Raw genomic sequence first — 14837 nt, 5'->3', positions numbered from 1 at the left:
CTGATGACCGCCACCTTCCAGCCCGCCTCCGCCCCCATCGCCTCCGCCCAGGACCTGAGCGTTGATCAGGCACTGTCCCAGCTGGCCAGCCTGCTGCAGCCCCTGGGCCCGGTGGCGGATGTGGAAACACTGGCGCTGGCCGACGCGCTGGACCGCATGCTGGCCGAAGACATCGTCTCCCCCATCGACGTGCCCGCACATGACAACGCCGCCATGGATGGCTATGCCTTCGACGGCAGCCAGCTGCAGGCCGGCGCCCCGCTGGTGCTGCGCGTGGTCGGCCAGGCCCTGGCCGGCAAGCCCTGGCATGGCACGGTGCGGGCGGGCGAGTGCATCAAGATCATGACGGGCGCCGTGCTGCCGCCCGGTCTGGACACGGTGATCGCGCACGAACGCACCGAGCCCGCCGATGCGGCCTCGCCCGACCATGTACGCATCCCCGCCGGCAGCGTGCGCACCGGAGACAACCGCCGCAGGCGCGGCGAGGATCTGAGCCAGGGCTGCGTGGCGCTGGCGGCGGGCCAGCGCCTGCATCCGGCGGCCCTGGGCCTGATCGCCAGCCTGGGCCAGTCTCAGGTGCATGTTCGCAGGCGGCTGCGCGTGGCCTATTTCTCCACGGGCGATGAAATCCTGCACCCCGGCACGGCGCTGCGCGAAGGGGCGGTCTACGACAGCAACCGCTTCAGCCTCATCGGCCTGCTGCAGCGCATGGGCGTCAAGGTGCTGGACCTGGGCGTGGTGGCCGACCAGCCCGAAGCCTTGCAGGAGCGCCTGCGCGAAGCCGCCTCCCTGGCCGACGTGGTGCTGACCAGCGGCGGCATCAGTGCGGGCGAGGCCGACCATACGCGCGCCATGCTGCAACGCATGGGCAGCGTTCATTTCTGGCGACTGGCCATGCGGCCCGGCCGGCCGCTGGCCGTGGGCCTGTTGCAACCCGATGCGGGCACGCCATTTGCCGCCAGCCGGCCACCGGCACGCACCACGGTACTGATCGGCCTGCCCGGCAATCCCGTGGCTGCCATGGTGAGCTTTCTGGTCTTTGTACGGCCGGCGCTGCTGCAGCTCATGGGCGCCGCCGCCGTGGACGGTGAATCGGCCGCCCTGCCCCAGGCTGTGGCTGCGCAGGCCCTGTCCAAGCGGCCCGGCCGCACCGAGTACCAGCGCGGCATTCTGTCCAAGGGCGCCGATGGCCGCTGCATGGTGCGCACCACGGGGCCGCAGGGCTCGGGCGTACTCAGTTCCATGGCCGAGGCCGACTGCCTCATCGTGCTCGAACATGAGCGCGCTGCCGTGCAAGCCGGCGAAACCGTGTCCATCCTGCCGCTGCAGGCCTTTCCCTGACAGGAGATTGCCCCATGCCCTTCCAGTCCAAGCACCTGACCGACGCCCCCGATCGCAGCACCGTCGATACGCTGCCCGGCGCTACCTTGCTGGAGTTCGGCACCGCCTGGTGCGGCCACTGCCAGCGCGCGCAACCGCTGATTGCCCAGGCGCTGGATGCCGCCCCGCAGGTGGCCCACATCAAGGTGGAAGACGGCCCCGGCAGGGCCCTGGGACGCAGCTACCGCGTCAAGCTCTGGCCCACCCTGGTCTTTCTGCGTGACGGGCAGGAGGTGCAAAGGCTGGTGCGGCCCCAGCAGGCCCGCGAGATCGAGGACGCGCTGGCCCGCATCACCGCCCAACCCTGACACTTGCGGCGCAGCCGCTGCCTGTGTATCGCCGACAATGGCCCGCATGCCGTCCCAAAAGAAGCCTGCCGATTCCGCGCCCAAGAAGCCCCGCCGCAACAGCGGCCGCCCGCTGGCTGACGATGCCGTCGGCCGGGACATCATCCTGCAGACCACGGTCAACCTGCTCAAGACCCGCACGCCGGAGCAACTGAGCATTCTGGAAATCGCGGCGGCGGCCGGCGTCACGCGAGCGCTGGTGCGCTACTACTTCAGCAGCCTCAAGGGACTGCTGCAGGAAGTGACGGAGTCCCTGATGCGCGAGTTGCAAAACCGCATGGAAGTGGCGCTCAGGACGCAGGGCACGGTGGAAGAGCGCGTCTACCAGCGCCTGCTGCTGCGGCTGGATTTCATGCGCGAGCACCCGCAGTTCGAGCGGCTGGCGCTGTCCGAGATCTACCACTATGAAAGCGAAGAAGAGCCTCCGCCCTCGGGCACGCCGCTGCAGCGCATCACGCGGCGCGGGCTGGAGCTGACCTCGACCATGCTGATGGACGGAGCGCAGGCCAGCCACCCGGCACAGGTGGACCCGCGCTTCATCCACCTGGCCATCCTCAGCATTTCGGCCTTCCTGCCCACGGCACGGCCGCTGCTGGCCGAACTGTTCGGGGAAGGGCCGCAGGCAGACCAGCAGGTCGAGCACTATCTGCGCTTCATGTCCCACCTGCTGGCCGAGCGCATCAGGCAGGATGCGCCGGCGCAAGACCACCCACCACACCCGGGCCACCACCCGGATTGACTTGCGCCGGCGCCCGCTGCTCCCTCCTTTCGTCCGGTGCGCTGCCCTCAGTCGGACTGTATGCCCAGCTCCTTGACCAGCCGCCCGAAGCGCTCGAAGTCGCTGGCATTGGTCTTGCCCAGGCGCTGCGGCGGGCCGCCCACAGGGACGGTTCCCAGCGTGGCCATGCGTGCCACCACGTCGGGCATCTTGAGGACCTCGTTCAGGTGCGTATTCAGCAGCCTGACCACGTCGGCAGGCATGTTCCTGGGGCCGAACAGGCCATACCAGGCCGTCAGCTCCACGTCCTTGTAGCCCAGCTCGGCCAGCGTGGGCACGTCGGGCGCCAGCGGCGAGCGCTGGGCGTCGGCCACGGCCAGCGCCACGAGCTTGCCGCCGGGCAGGTAGGGCGCGATGGAGCCCAGCGTGCTGTAGGTGAAGGGCACATGGCCGCCCACCACGTCCGTGACCGCAGGCGCCACCCCCTTGTAGGGGATGGACTCGAAGCGGGCGCCCGTGGCGCGCCGGACCATCTCGCCCAGAAAGTGCATGGGCGAGCCATTGCCCGGGGTGGCGTAGCCCAGCGAACGGCCCTGGCTCGCGGATACGGCCTCCTTGAGCGTGCGCACGCCCGCGCCGGGTCCGGCGACAAGGAACAGCGATGTGGAGCCGACCTCGATCACGGGCGTGAATCCGTTGAGCACGTCATATCCGTGGCCTGCGCCCAGCTTGAGCACCAGCTGGGCCATGGCAAAGGTATTGGGCGCCAGCAGCAGCGTATAGCCATCGGCCGGCGCCTTGGCCACATAGCTGCTGCCGATGGTGCCGCTGGCGCCTGCGCGGTTGTCCACAAGCACCGACTGTCCGATGCGGGCCGACAGCTTCTCGCCCAGCAGGCGCGCCAGCGCATCGGTGTCACCGCCTGCGGGATAGGCCACGACGATGGTGACGGGCTTGTGGGGATAGGCCTGCGCCTGGGCAGGACCGGCCAGCAGGGCCATGGCCAGGGCCATGCCTAGGGCAAGCGTTTTGCGTTTCGCTTTCATGGGGTGGGCTTTCATCGTGGGTTTTGTCATTTTCAGCAAAGGCCGGGGCCGGGCTCACGCCTGGCGTATCGCCACACGGTGCATCCGCCGCGCTGCGGGGTGGTAGTCGTTGACCGCGTAATGCTGCGTGGCCAGGTTGTCCCAGATGGCCACCGAGCCCTTGCGCCAGCGAAAGCGCACCTGCCACTCAGGCACCTTGGCCAGGCCGCTGAGCATGGCGATCAGCGCCGCGCTCTCGTCGCTGGTGACGCCCTCGATGTGCGTGGTGTAGAGCGAGTTCACAAAGGCCACGGGCAGGCAGGTCACCGGGTGCACCAGGACCACGGGCTGCTCCAGCGGCGGATGCTTGAGGCGCGTGGCCCGATAGGCCTCGCCCGAGGGATCGCGGCGCATCAGGCTTTGCCTCAGGGCCGGCGCCTCCCAGTTGTGGGTGGCGCGCAGCGTGCGCAGATAGGCCTGCAGCTCGGGCGCCAGCGAGGCGAAGGCCGTGGTCATGCTGGCCCACATGGTGTCGCCGCCCGTGGGCGGCACGTCCACGGCGTAGAGGCAGGCACCGGCGGGCGGCTTGGTCTGCCAGGTCAGGTCGGCATGCCAGATGTCGGTGCCGGTGCGCGTGCCCTGGCTGATCAGCAGCTCGACATGGGGATCGTCCGGGTGCGAGGGAAAGGTGGAGGACACGGGCTCGACCTTGCCGAACACCTGGGCCACGCGCACCTGCTGCGCAGGGTCCAGCGTCTGGTCGCGGAAGAAGATGACCTGGCGCTCGGCCAGCAGCTTGCGCAGCGCGTCCGCATGGTCATGCACCTGCGCCGGGTCCGAGAGATCGATGCCGTATATCTCCGATCCTATGCACGGGGTGATGTGTTCGACTTGCATGAAATTCCTTTTCTCAAGAAAAGCGGGTTGGGGGGTGATCAGGTGGACGCGATGTCCTGCGGCAGCGGCATGGAGCGGAACCGGCGGCCCGTGGCATGGAACATGGCCGTGGCCACGGCAGGCGCCGTGGGGCCCAGGGCCACTTCGCCGCAGCCCTGGGGCGGCCGGTCGCTTTCGACCAGGACCACCTCCACGCGGGGCATTTCGGACAGTTGCAGCAGCGGGTAGTCGTGGAAGTTGCTTTGCTGTACCGCGCCCTTGTCGAAGTCCAGCCGGCTCTTGAAGGTGTTGGTCAGCGCAAAGCCGATGCCGCCTTCCACATTGGCCTTGACCAGGCCCGGATTGACCACGCGGCCTGCATCAATGGCGCAGATGGCACGCTCCAGCCGCACGCGGCCTTGCACAACACGCAATTCCATGACCAGTGCGACGAAGGTCTGGAAGCTCTCGCCCCGCCCCGTGTAGACGTTGAAGGTCATGGCGCGGTGCAGGCCTGCCGGCGCGGGCTGCTCCCAGCGCGCGGCGCGCGCCGCCGCATCCAGCACGCCCAGCGCCAGCGGCTGGCCGGCCAGCAGGCGGCGCCGGTACTGGTAGTCGTCCACGCCTGCGGTGTGGGCCAGCTCGCTGATGAAGCTTTCCAGGAAGAACACGCTGGACGTGGTGCCCACGCTGCGCAGGTAGCTCAGCGGTATGGGCTGCTGCACGTCCACGGCATCCACCAGCAGGTTGGGCACGCCGTAGATCAGGTCGTAGATGGACTCGACCATAGTCTCGTCCCAGCCGCCGGCATCGGCCATCTTCTTGGGGTTGATGGCCCCGTACAGCGACTGTCCCGAGATGCGCGCATGCAGCGCGGCCGGCATGCCGTCGGCGCCGAGCACGGCGCTCAAGCGCCCCGATGCGCCGGGCCGGTAGTAGGAATGCCGTATGTCGTCCTCGCGCGAGCGGATGACCTTGACGGGCCGGCCCACGGCCTTGGATGCCGCCGCCGCATGCAGGGCGAAGTCGGGCATGTACTTGCGCCCGAAGCTGCCGCCCAGGAACGTGGTGTGCACGATCACCTTGTCTGCAGGCACGCCGCAGGCCTTGCCGAGTTCGCCACGCAGGAAGTCCTGGCCCTGGTAGGGCCCCCAGGTCTCGACCTCGCCGTCGCGCACATGCACGGTGGCGGCCAGCGGCTCCATGGTGGCGTGCGTGATGTAGGGCGAGTGGTAGTCGGCCGTGATGGTCTTGCCGGCCGCCAGCACTTCACGCGGCTTGCCCAGGCTGCGGGCAACGACGGCCTTGTCGTTCGACAAGCCTGCGACGAACTGCGCATGGATGCGCTCGCTGTCCACACCGGCCGCCGCGCCGGCGTCGAATTCGATGTCCAGCGCATCGGCAGCCTGCTTGGCAATCCAGTACGAATCGGCCACCACGACCACGGTGCTGGGCTCGGGGTCGGGCCACTGCGTGGTGCGCACGACGGCATGCACGCCGGGGCGCGCGCGCACCTCTGCCTCGTTGCGGATGCGCACGATGCGCCCCGTCACGCTGGGCGCCATGCGCACGGCGCCGATCAGCATGCCGGGCACCTCGACATCGATGCCGAACACCGCGCTGCCGTCGACCTTGGAAGGCGTATCTACACGGCGCAGGTTGCGGCCGATCAGGCCCTGCTCGGAAGCCGACTTCATGCGCGGCCGCGCGGCCAGGGGCAGCCTGGAGGCATCGGCCACGATCTCGCCATAGCCCACGCTGCGGCCCGTCGCGGGGTGCAGCACGCGGCCGGCACGCGTCATGCACTGGGAGGCACGCACACCCAGGCGGCTTGCGCCGGCGCGCAGCAGCACATCGCGCGCCTGGGCGCCGGCCAGGCGCATGCGTTCATAGAAATAGTTCATCGACATCGACGCACCCACGAACTGCTGGAACGGCATCTCGCCCGCATCGTTGCGGTAGGCGTCGCGCCCCGTGACGAAGCGCACGGTCACGCTGGCCCAGTCGGCATCCAGTTCATCGGCCAGCACCTGGGGCAGGCCTGTGTAGATACCCTGGCCGACCTCGCACTGCGAAACGCCGATCACCACCTGGCCCGAAGGCTCGATCCAGACCCAGTCGCCGATGGCTGCTGCCGCCGCCGCACCGGCTGCCGGCGGCGCGGCCTGCGCCAGCGGAATCAGCAGGCTGCCTGCAGCAGGCGCCACCAGCAGCGCAGCGGCGCTCTGGAGCAGGTGCCTGCGCCGCAGCGAGATGGCCGAATCGGCCACGCGGCCCCGTTCATTGCTTGGACGCTGCGGCATGGATGGCCTCCCGGATGCGGTGGTAGGTGGCGCAGCGGCACAGATTGGTCATGGCCTCGTCGATCTGCGCATCGGTGGGCTGCGGATGGGCCTTGAGCAGTGCGGCAGCGGCCATGACCATGCCGGACTGGCAGTAGCCGCACTGCGGCACGTCCTTGTCCATCCAGGCCTTCTGGATGGGGTGGGAGCGGTTGCTGGACAGTCCTTCGATGGTCGTGACCGCCTTGCCGCCCACCGTCGAGACGGGCAGCACGCAGGAACGCACGGGCTCGCCATCGACATGGACCGTGCAGGCCCCGCACATGCTGATGCCGCAGCCGAACTTGGTGCCCGGCAGCTTGAAGTGGTCACGCAGCACCCACAGCAAGGGGGTCTGCCCGTCGCCGTCAAAGGCCACGCTTCGGGAATTGAGGGTGAATTTCATCGTGGGGTCTCCAATGCGCCCGCATCGACCGGGCTGCATGTCTCATGCCTCTCAGAACGAGTGGTGTATGCCTGCCGCAATCACGGTCTGCGTGCGCCCGCTGGCAACGCCCACGGAATTCATCGCCGCCACGCCATCGGAGGCGCGCTGGTGCGTGACCGAGGCATGCAACTGCGTGCGCTTGGAGAAGGCGTAGCGCGCGCCCAGGTGGACCTGGTTCCACTTCGTCTGCTCGAAACGGCTGAAGGAGTAGCCGGTGTTGATGGTCACCGCCTGGCTGGTCTGCCAAGCAAGGCCCAGGTCGAGCGCGCTCATGTGGCTGGAGGCTGCGCCGTACTTGAGCGTGGAGCGCGTGAGCAGCGCGTTGAGCCGGACCGGAAGCGCATCGAGCTGGTAGCCGCCGCCGATGCCCAGCACCTGGAAGGTATCGAGCACCAGCGGCCGGCCCGCCACCAGGTCCTGGCCCAGCGCGTTCGCCAGGCCCGTGCGCCCGGCGATATCGAAGGCACGGCCACGCGCATCGGTGTAGGCCACGGCCAGATTGAGCTTGGCACTGGAATAGCTGCCCATGACGCTGTAGGTACGGTTGGCCTGCGAGCGGCCCGGCACCTCGCCAAATCCATACTGCGCGCCGAACTGCATACCGCCCATGCGCGGCGTCAGGTAGACCACGGAGTTGTCCACGGGGAACTGGCTGGACAGGCCGTCCAGGTTGCCCGGGTGGTACAGATAGAAGTTGTAGAGCTGGTAGCCATTGCCCCATTGGCTCAGCGTGCCGGCCGTGAAATCGACCTGGCGCCCCAGCCGCAGCGTGCCCAGCGAAGCGCTGTCCAGGCCCACCCAGGAAGCCCGGTTGAAGTAGCTGGTGGGCGAGATCGGCGAGCCGATGTCCGTGAGGAATCCGTTTTCCAGCTGGAACGAGGCCTTCAGGCCGCCCCCCAGGTCCTCGGAACCGCGCAGGCCCCAGAGGTCAGGCTGGGAGATGGCCGAATCCATGCGCGTCAGCCGGCTCCCGCGCACATCGCTGATCCAGGGCATGGTCAGGTCCATGCTGCCGTACAGCGTCACCGAACTCTGGGCAAGCGCCGCTCCCGCGCCGCCCAGCATCGCCAATGCGGCAATTGCTTTGTATTTCATCGCAAGGCTCTTTCATCGTGAGATGGTTTAAAAATTCCACAAGTGGCAATTTCAAACACCACGCCACGGAAGATGCCTGGCAGGGCGCACATTAATTTCCACTTATGGAAATATTAGCCGCACCCATCGAGTCCTGTGTCTGGGGTTTTCATCTACCACGTTTGAGGTAGTCCTCGGGAAGAGGAGCAAGGGACAGGCATTGCACCTGTCCCGCACAAGGCGTTCAGCGTCCCAGCGCCTGATCCACGCCCATGTTGGCCAGCGCGTCGGCGCGCTCGTTGCCGGGATCGCCCGCATGGCCCTTGACCCAGCGCCAGTCGATGCGGTGCCCGCCCCCCTGCACCAGGGCGTCCAGCCGCTGCCACAGCTCCACGTTCTTGACGGGCTCCTTGGAGGCCGTCTTCCAGCCCTTGGCCTTCCAGCCGTGGATCCACTCGGTGATGCCCTTGAGCACGTACTGGCTGTCGATGTAGAGCACCACGTCGCAGGGCCGCCTGAGCGCAGACAGCGCCTCGATCACGGCCATCATCTCCATGCGATTGTTGGTGGTGTTCAGCTCGCCGCCGAACAGCTCCTTCCTGGCGCTGCCAGCCTCCAGCACCACGCCCCAGCCGCCAGGACCCGGATTGCCCTTGCAGGCACCGTCCGTATAGATAACAACTTGATTCAAAAAAAATCCTTGATATGAATGGCCCGGCCGTCAGGCCGGTTGGAATGCAGATCACCGTCCGGCGCGGCCTGTGCCGGCATGCGACGGGCGACCGGCACCGTGGCGCCCGACACGACCGCGCGGCCGCGCCAGGCAGGCTCCAGCATGCGCGCACCCGGCACACGCTTGACGGCCACCACGCAGTACACACCGCCCAGCATGGGCCAGCCCAGCCGTCCCACGCGGTCCATGAACTGCCAACGGCGCAGCCAGCGATCCGTCTGCACGGCGGGACGATAACAGCCGAATTGCACGGCCTCGATCTCGAAGGCCAGCAATCGCAGCCAGTCGCGCAGCCGCCAGTAACCCACGCCCCAGCCCACATCGGGCAGGTACACGCCACGCTCGGCACGCCGCTGCACGCCCAGCAAACTGGCAGGATTGAGTCCGCACACCACGATGCGGCCTTCAGGCATCAGCACCCTGGCCGCCTCGCGCAGCACGGCATGCGGGTCCGGCGAGGTCTCCAGCGTATGGGGCATCACGACCAGGTCGAGGCTGGCCTCGGGAAATGGCAGCGCGGCGGGATCGGCCAGCAGCGCCACGGGAACCTCCAGCGGGGCGGCGCCGTCCGCTGGCGCCGCATCCTGCGTGGAATCCAGCGCCAGCCAGCGGTGCGGCATGCGGTTGGCACGCAGCCCCTGGAGCATGGGCATGCCCAGCTGCAGGCTGTGATAGCCGAAAATATCGGCCACCGCCTCGTCGCAGCGCTGCTGCTCCCATTCCAGCAGGTAGTGGCCGAGGGCAGATTGCGTCCAGTGATGCATCCCTATAATTTTGCTGCTCATGAACCTGTTGCCCATTCCTGCTTTTTCCGACAACTACATCTGGCTGCTGCATGACGCCGGGCAGGCCCTGGTCGTCGATCCCGGCGATGCAGCGCCCGTGCTCGCCACGTTGCACCGGCTGGGCCTGCAGCTGCAGGGCATTTTAGTCACCCACCACCATGCCGATCATGTCGGTGGCGTGGCCCAGCTGCACCAGGCCACGGGCGCCCAGGTCTGGGGTCCTGCCTACGAGCAGTTGCCCGAACCCGTTCAGCGCGTGCAGGGAGGCGATGCCGTGCAGGCGCTGGGCGGCCCCTGGCAGGTCATCGATGTGCCAGGCCATACCAGCGGCCACATTGCCTTCTACAGCACGGCGGCACAGGCACAGCCCGTGCTGTTTTGCGGCGACACGCTGTTTTCCGGGGGATGCGGCCGCCTGTTCGAGGGCACTGCGCAGCAGATGCAGCAATCGCTGGACGATCTGGCCTCGCTGCCGGGCAATACACTGGTGTGCTGCGCACATGAGTACACAATGTCCAACCTGCGCTTTGCCCAGGCCGTGGAACCAAACAACGAAACCCTGGCTCACTACCAGCGGCATTGTCAGGCGTTGCGCGAGGCCGGTCGGCCCACGCTGCCATCCCTGATGGAGACCGAGCGCTCCATCAATCCCTTTCTGAGAACGCGCGAATCCGCGGTGGCCGCGGCCGCCGCAGGCTTCGACGCACAGGTGAGACAGCAGGACCCTGCCAGCGTGCTGGCCGGCCTGCGCCAATGGAAAAACGTCTTCTGATGAAACTGCTACACACCCTGCTGCTGGGCAGCCTGCTGGTTCTTGCCGGCTGCGCCACCACCAGCGGCCCGGACTTGGCCGGCACGACGGATACCTCCCCCAGCCCCGCACCCCACTCCCCCATGTATCCCAAAGGGCCGCTGAGCCCGCTGGGCACAGGCAGTGCCAGCAACGGCGACGTGGCCTCGCTGGAGACCACGGGCGATCTGTGGGTACGCATACGCCAGGGCTTTGCCATGCCCGACCTGGACCAGGATCTGGTCAAGGACCGCGAGCAGTGGTACGCCAGCCGTCCCGACTACATACAGCGCATGACCGAGCGCTCCAGCAAATACCTGTTCCACATCGTCGAGGAACTGGAGCGGCGCAACATGCCCACCGAGCTGGCGCTGCTGCCCTATATCGAGAGCGCCTTCAACCCGCAGGCCGTCTCCACCGCCAAGGCGGCCGGCATGTGGCAGTTCATGCCGGCCACCGGCACCTATTTCGACCTCAAGCAGAACGCCTTCCGCGACGACCGCCGCGACGTGCTGGCCTCCACGCGCGCCGCGCTGGACTACCTGCAAAAGCTCTATGACATGTTCGGCGACTGGCACCTGGCCCTGGCCGCGTACAACTGGGGCGAAGGCAGCGTGGGCCGCGCCATCAAGCGCAACGAGAAGCTGGGGCTGCCCACGGGCTACACCGACCTGCAGATGCCGGCCGAGACCCGCATGTACGTGCCCAAGCTGCAGGCCGTCAAGAACATCGTGGCCAACCCCGATGCGTTCAACACCGAGCTGCCGGTGATCGAAAACCACCCCTACTTCCAGACCGTCACCATCACCCGCGACATCGACGTGGAACTGGTGGCCAAGCTGGCCGACGTATCGACCGAGGACTTCAAGGCGCTGAATCCCAGCTTTCGCAAGCCGGTGATCTTTGCGGCCGGCACGCCGGAGATCCTGCTGCCCTGGGACAACGCCAAGGTGTTTCGCCGCAACATGCAGGCCTTCGACGAAGGCCAGTACGCGAGCTGGACCGTCTGGACCGTGCCCTCCACCATCAGCGTGGCCGAGGCAGCCCAGCGCGTGGGCCTGGGCGAGTCCGACCTGCGCGCCCTCAACAACATTCCGCCGCGCATGCTGATCAAGGCCGGCTCCGCGCTCATGGTGCCGCGCGGCGCCAACGTGCGTGCCGACGTGGCCGGCCACGTGGCCGACAACGGCCAGATCAGCTTTGCCCCCGAGATCATCACGCGCCGCACCACCATCAAGGCACGCAAGCGCGACACGCTGATCAGCGTGGCCAACCGCTACGGCGTCAGCGTGTCCAACCTGGCGGACTGGAATGACCTGAAGTCCTCGGCCACGCTGCATGCAGGCCAGTCGCTGGTGGCCTATCTGCCGGTACGCGCCAGCAGCGGCGGCAACGCCCGCGCAGCCAAGTCCACGGGAACCGCACGCAAGGTGGCCGTTCAGCCGCAAAACCGCAACGCCAAGACGGCCGTCACCACGGCACAGCGCGGAGGCAAGCCATCCAAGGTGAAAAAGCGCTGAGGAATCCCTCTGGCACCCGCTTCACGGAGCCCGCTTTCGCGGGCTTTTTTGCGTGCGGCCGCCGGGCTCAGGTGTGAAAGCGCTGGCGGGACTGGCGCACGAATTCGTTGGTGTACGAGCGCTCCAGGTCAATGCCGCCGCGCGCCAGCGCAGGGTCGAGCCGGACCAGCGCACGCAGGGCCGTGGCGGGCCCGTCATCGGGCATCATCCCATCGGGCGAAATCGTGGTGCGCATGTGCTCGAAGGCCGACAGATAGGCGCGCCGGGAGCCCAGCAGATAGGGCGCAGGCACGGCCCGCAGCACATCCATGGGCGCGGCAGTCTGCAGCCACTTGAGCGAGCGCACCATGGCGTTGCTGAGCGCCTGGGCCTTGGCCGGGTTCCTGCGCAAGAAGGCCTGTGTCGCATACAGCGTGCCCGAGGGCATGGAGCCGCCGTACAACTGCGCGCTGCTGCGCAGATCACGCAGGTCCCGCACGATGCGCACGGCGCCCTTGTCCTCCAGCACGCTCATCAGCGGGTCCGCATGGCACAGCGCATGCACACGCCCGGTGCGCAGCGCCTCCATGGCATCGGGCCCCGAGCCCACGCCCACCAGTTGCACCGCAGCGGGATCCAGGCCATCGCCCAGCAGCATCAGCTGCATGGCCCGGGCCGTGGATGCGCCCAGCGAGGAAACACCCACGCGCCGCCCGCGCAGATCGGCCAGCGTCTGGTAGCGCGGCATCCAGCGCGCAGCCACGCCCAGCGCGATCTGGGGTGCACGCCCCTGCACGACGAAGGCCCGCAGCTGGCTGCCGCGCTGCTGGGCAAGAAGCGTGTGTTCATAGGCGCCCGCGCAGACATCGGCGGCGCCCGACTCCAGGGCCTGCAGCGACTGCGATCCGCCTGGATAGTCCTCAATGCGCACGGCCAGGCCTTCGGCCTCGAAATAACCCAGCTGCTGCGCAATCACCAGCGGCAGGTAGTACAGCAGGCCCTGGCCGCCCACGGCAATCGTCAGCAGCTCGGCCGAGCCGAGCACAGGGAGCGACCAAAGAGGAGCCAGCCCCAGAAGGCTCAACAAGGTTCGGCGATCAAGCACGTGGGAAGACATGATGGTTATTTTGCTGCAGTGCAACACGATCATGCCCAGAGCCCGCATACGCAGCATCGGTGCTTGCCCGTACGTGAAACACCGCAGGGCCTGTGGTGCAGGCCCTGCGCGGGACGAGGGCGCCGGATGCGGCCGCAGGCCTCAGCGGTAGCCTGCGAAAAACAGCAGCAGATTCACCACCAGGGCCAGGGCCCAGGCCAGACTGCGCAGCGTGGCGCGGTCCATCACATAGAAGGCTATGTAGGCGATGCGCAACACCACGAAGGCCACGGCAAGGCCATCGACCCGCGCCGCTGGCGCGCCCAGTTGCCAGGCAACCAGCAAGGCGCCAATGAAGAACGGCAGGCACTCGAAACTGTTGGCCTGCGCCGCATTCGCCCGCGCCTGGTAGCCGGTCTGCTGGGCGAGCCAGGCGCGGGGGTCGTGGTTGTCGAAGCCGCGCTGCCCCGGCCGGTGCTTCATTCCGGGCGCCTTGGCGATGTAGGCGCAGGCCAGCGGCAGCAGGGCCACCACCAGCAGGCACCAATGGGCAAGGGAAAAACCGCCGGGCGGCAGGACGACAGAGGTCGGCATACGGGCTCCTGATGAAAAGACAAGGAATGCTGGCCGCCTCCACCACTACCGGCGATCCACCAGCGCATGGGCGATCGTACCCAGGTCCACGTACTCGAGTTCGCTGCCGATGGGCACGCCGCGCGCCAGCCGCGTCACATGGATGCCGCGCGCTTTCAGCGCCTCGCTGATCGCATGGGCCGTTGCCTCGCCCTCGGCCGTGAAACTGGTGGCCAGGATCACCTCCTGCACCTTGCCGTCGCCGGCGCGCTCCAGCAGGGATGACAGATTCAGGTCGCGCGGACCTATGCCGTCGAGCGGAGACAGCCGCCCCATCAGCACGTAGTAGTAGCCGTTGTAGGCCCCCGTGCGTTCCATGGCCCCCATGTCGGCAGGCGCCTCCACCACGCACAGCCGGGCCGCGTCGCGCCCTTCGTCCTGGCAGATGGAGCAGATGCGGCCTTCGGTGAAGGTATGGCAGCGCTCGCAATGGCTTACCGACTCCACGGCCGTGGTCAGGGCACGGGCCAGCTGCCGCGCGCCGTCCTGGTCGCGCTGCAGCAGGTGAAAGGCCATGCGCTGCGCAGACTTGATGCCCACGCCCGGGAGCCTGCGCAGGGCTTCGATCAGACCATCGAGCGATTGCACATCCGACATGGCGGCTTCCTTTCAATGAAGAAGATTCTCAGAAAAAAAGCGACCTGCAAGGGCAGATCGCTCGATGGCCGCTCAACGCAATTGAGTGGCTGGGGAAACCGTCACGGCCTCTCCCGGCTGTTCGGCACAACCTCTCGGGGCCAGCCTCAGAAAGGGAACTTCATGCCGCCCGGCAGGCCGGGCATGCCGGCCGTGAGCTTGCCCATCTTTTCGTTGGAGGTTTCTTCTGCCTTGCGCACGGCAGCGTTGAAGGCGGCAGCCACCAGGTCTTCCAGCATGTCCTTGTCTTCGGCCAGCAGGCTGGGGTCGATGGTGATGCGCTTGACGTCGTGCTTGCAGGTCATGACCACCTTCACCAGGCCCGCGCCGGACTCGCCTTCCACCTCGATGTTGCCCAGTTCATCCTGGGCCTTCTTGAGGTTGTCCTGCATGGCCTGGGCTTGCTTCATCAGGCCGGCCAGTTGTCCTTTGTTGAACATGTGAGTTCCTTCTTCTGTAGGGTAAAAACGAAACGC

General features: G+C 67.5%; 16 protein-coding genes. 5 read left to right on the top strand and 11 right to left on the bottom strand.

Features of this window, described 5'->3' with window-relative positions; genetic code table 11:
* Window positions 1–3: 3 nt before the first annotated feature.
* From moeA to G4D77_RS25755, 3 genes are read left to right on the top strand one after another with little or no spacing between them, the layout of a single operon-like run.
* A complete protein-coding gene (gene moeA, locus G4D77_RS25765) occupies window positions 4–1341 on the top strand; it encodes a molybdopterin molybdotransferase MoeA (RefSeq protein WP_047326770.1) in 1338 nt (445 codons plus the stop codon).
* Between the two features lie 14 nt (window positions 1342–1355).
* Window positions 1356–1688 (top strand): thioredoxin family protein, encoded by a 333-nt coding sequence (locus G4D77_RS25760; protein WP_034365530.1) that lies wholly within the window; start codon window positions 1356–1358, stop codon window positions 1686–1688.
* A 46-nt stretch (window positions 1689–1734) separates the two neighbouring features.
* Window positions 1735–2466, top strand: a complete 732-nt coding sequence (locus G4D77_RS25755) for a TetR/AcrR family transcriptional regulator (RefSeq protein WP_223275354.1) — start codon at window positions 1735–1737, stop codon at window positions 2464–2466.
* A 47-nt stretch (window positions 2467–2513) separates the two neighbouring features.
* Here the strand turns inward: G4D77_RS25755 and G4D77_RS25750 are convergent, their stop codons facing one another.
* The 7 genes from G4D77_RS25750 to G4D77_RS25720 all read right to left on the bottom strand — a co-directional run bounded on the left by G4D77_RS25750 (window position 2514) and on the right by G4D77_RS25720 (window position 9686).
* Window positions 2514–3491 carry a Bug family tripartite tricarboxylate transporter substrate binding protein gene (locus G4D77_RS25750; RefSeq protein WP_026062757.1) on the bottom strand — a complete coding sequence of 326 codons (978 nt, stop codon included), beginning with the start codon at window positions 3489–3491 and terminating at the stop codon, window positions 2514–2516.
* Between the two features lie 54 nt (window positions 3492–3545).
* Entirely contained in the window at window positions 3546–4367 is an 822-nt protein-coding gene (locus G4D77_RS25745; protein WP_016451352.1) for a TauD/TfdA dioxygenase family protein, read from the bottom strand.
* A gap of 38 nt (window positions 4368–4405) precedes the next feature.
* The gene (locus G4D77_RS25740) at window positions 4406–6649 is read right to left on the bottom strand and encodes a xanthine dehydrogenase family protein molybdopterin-binding subunit (protein WP_154833865.1); all 2244 of its coding nucleotides are present in this window, start codon (window positions 6647–6649) and stop codon (window positions 4406–4408) included.
* Window positions 6627–7073 carry a (2Fe-2S)-binding protein gene (locus G4D77_RS25735; protein ID WP_017404538.1) on the bottom strand — a complete coding sequence of 149 codons (447 nt, stop codon included), beginning with the start codon at window positions 7071–7073 and terminating at the stop codon, window positions 6627–6629. The genes G4D77_RS25740 and G4D77_RS25735 overlap by 23 nt, the downstream gene beginning before the upstream one ends.
* Before the next feature lie 51 nt (window positions 7074–7124).
* Window positions 7125–8210, bottom strand: coding sequence for a porin (locus G4D77_RS25730; protein WP_034365538.1), 1086 nt, complete (start codon window positions 8208–8210; stop codon window positions 7125–7127).
* A 223-nt stretch (window positions 8211–8433) separates the two neighbouring features.
* Window positions 8434–8880 carry a ribonuclease HI gene (gene rnhA, locus G4D77_RS25725; RefSeq protein ID WP_016447441.1) on the bottom strand — a complete coding sequence of 149 codons (447 nt, stop codon included), beginning with the start codon at window positions 8878–8880 and terminating at the stop codon, window positions 8434–8436.
* The gene (locus G4D77_RS25720; protein ID WP_017404536.1) at window positions 8877–9686 is read right to left on the bottom strand and encodes a class I SAM-dependent methyltransferase; all 810 of its coding nucleotides are present in this window, start codon (window positions 9684–9686) and stop codon (window positions 8877–8879) included. Before G4D77_RS25720 ends, rnhA begins: the two co-directional genes overlap by 4 nt.
* 19 nt (window positions 9687–9705) lie before the next feature.
* On the opposite strand from G4D77_RS25720, the gene gloB reads away from it, so the two are divergent.
* Both gloB and G4D77_RS25710 read left to right on the top strand, forming a co-directional pair.
* Window positions 9706–10479: a hydroxyacylglutathione hydrolase gene (gene gloB, locus G4D77_RS25715; protein ID WP_016447443.1), complete on the top strand. Its 774-nt coding sequence runs from the start codon at window positions 9706–9708 to the stop codon at window positions 10477–10479.
* The gene (locus G4D77_RS25710; RefSeq protein WP_154833864.1) at window positions 10479–12017 is read left to right on the top strand and encodes a transglycosylase SLT domain-containing protein; all 1539 of its coding nucleotides are present in this window, start codon (window positions 10479–10481) and stop codon (window positions 12015–12017) included. Before gloB ends, G4D77_RS25710 begins: the two co-directional genes overlap by 1 nt.
* Before the next feature lie 67 nt (window positions 12018–12084).
* On the opposite strand, the gene G4D77_RS25705 is transcribed toward G4D77_RS25710, so the two are convergent.
* The 4 genes from G4D77_RS25705 to G4D77_RS25690 all read right to left on the bottom strand — a co-directional run bounded on the left by G4D77_RS25705 (window position 12085) and on the right by G4D77_RS25690 (window position 14801).
* The gene (locus G4D77_RS25705; protein WP_016447445.1) at window positions 12085–13170 is read right to left on the bottom strand and encodes an ABC transporter substrate-binding protein; all 1086 of its coding nucleotides are present in this window, start codon (window positions 13168–13170) and stop codon (window positions 12085–12087) included.
* Between the two features lie 84 nt (window positions 13171–13254).
* Window positions 13255–13686 (bottom strand): MAPEG family protein, encoded by a 432-nt coding sequence (locus tag G4D77_RS25700; protein ID WP_046239288.1) that lies wholly within the window; start codon window positions 13684–13686, stop codon window positions 13255–13257.
* Between the two features lie 45 nt (window positions 13687–13731).
* Entirely contained in the window at window positions 13732–14322 is a 591-nt protein-coding gene (gene recR / locus G4D77_RS25695) for a recombination mediator RecR (RefSeq protein WP_017404532.1), read from the bottom strand.
* A 146-nt stretch (window positions 14323–14468) separates the two neighbouring features.
* Window positions 14469–14801: a YbaB/EbfC family nucleoid-associated protein gene (locus tag G4D77_RS25690; RefSeq protein WP_012206701.1), complete on the bottom strand. Its 333-nt coding sequence runs from the start codon at window positions 14799–14801 to the stop codon at window positions 14469–14471.
* Window positions 14802–14837: the final 36 nt, after the last annotated feature.

The organism is Delftia sp. WY8, assembly GCF_018437695.1.
Classification (GTDB): Bacteria; Pseudomonadota; Gammaproteobacteria; order Burkholderiales; family Burkholderiaceae_C; genus Comamonas; species Comamonas tsuruhatensis.
Note: the sequence above shows the minus strand (reverse complement) of the source record. Positions and strands in the feature narration are given on the sequence as shown.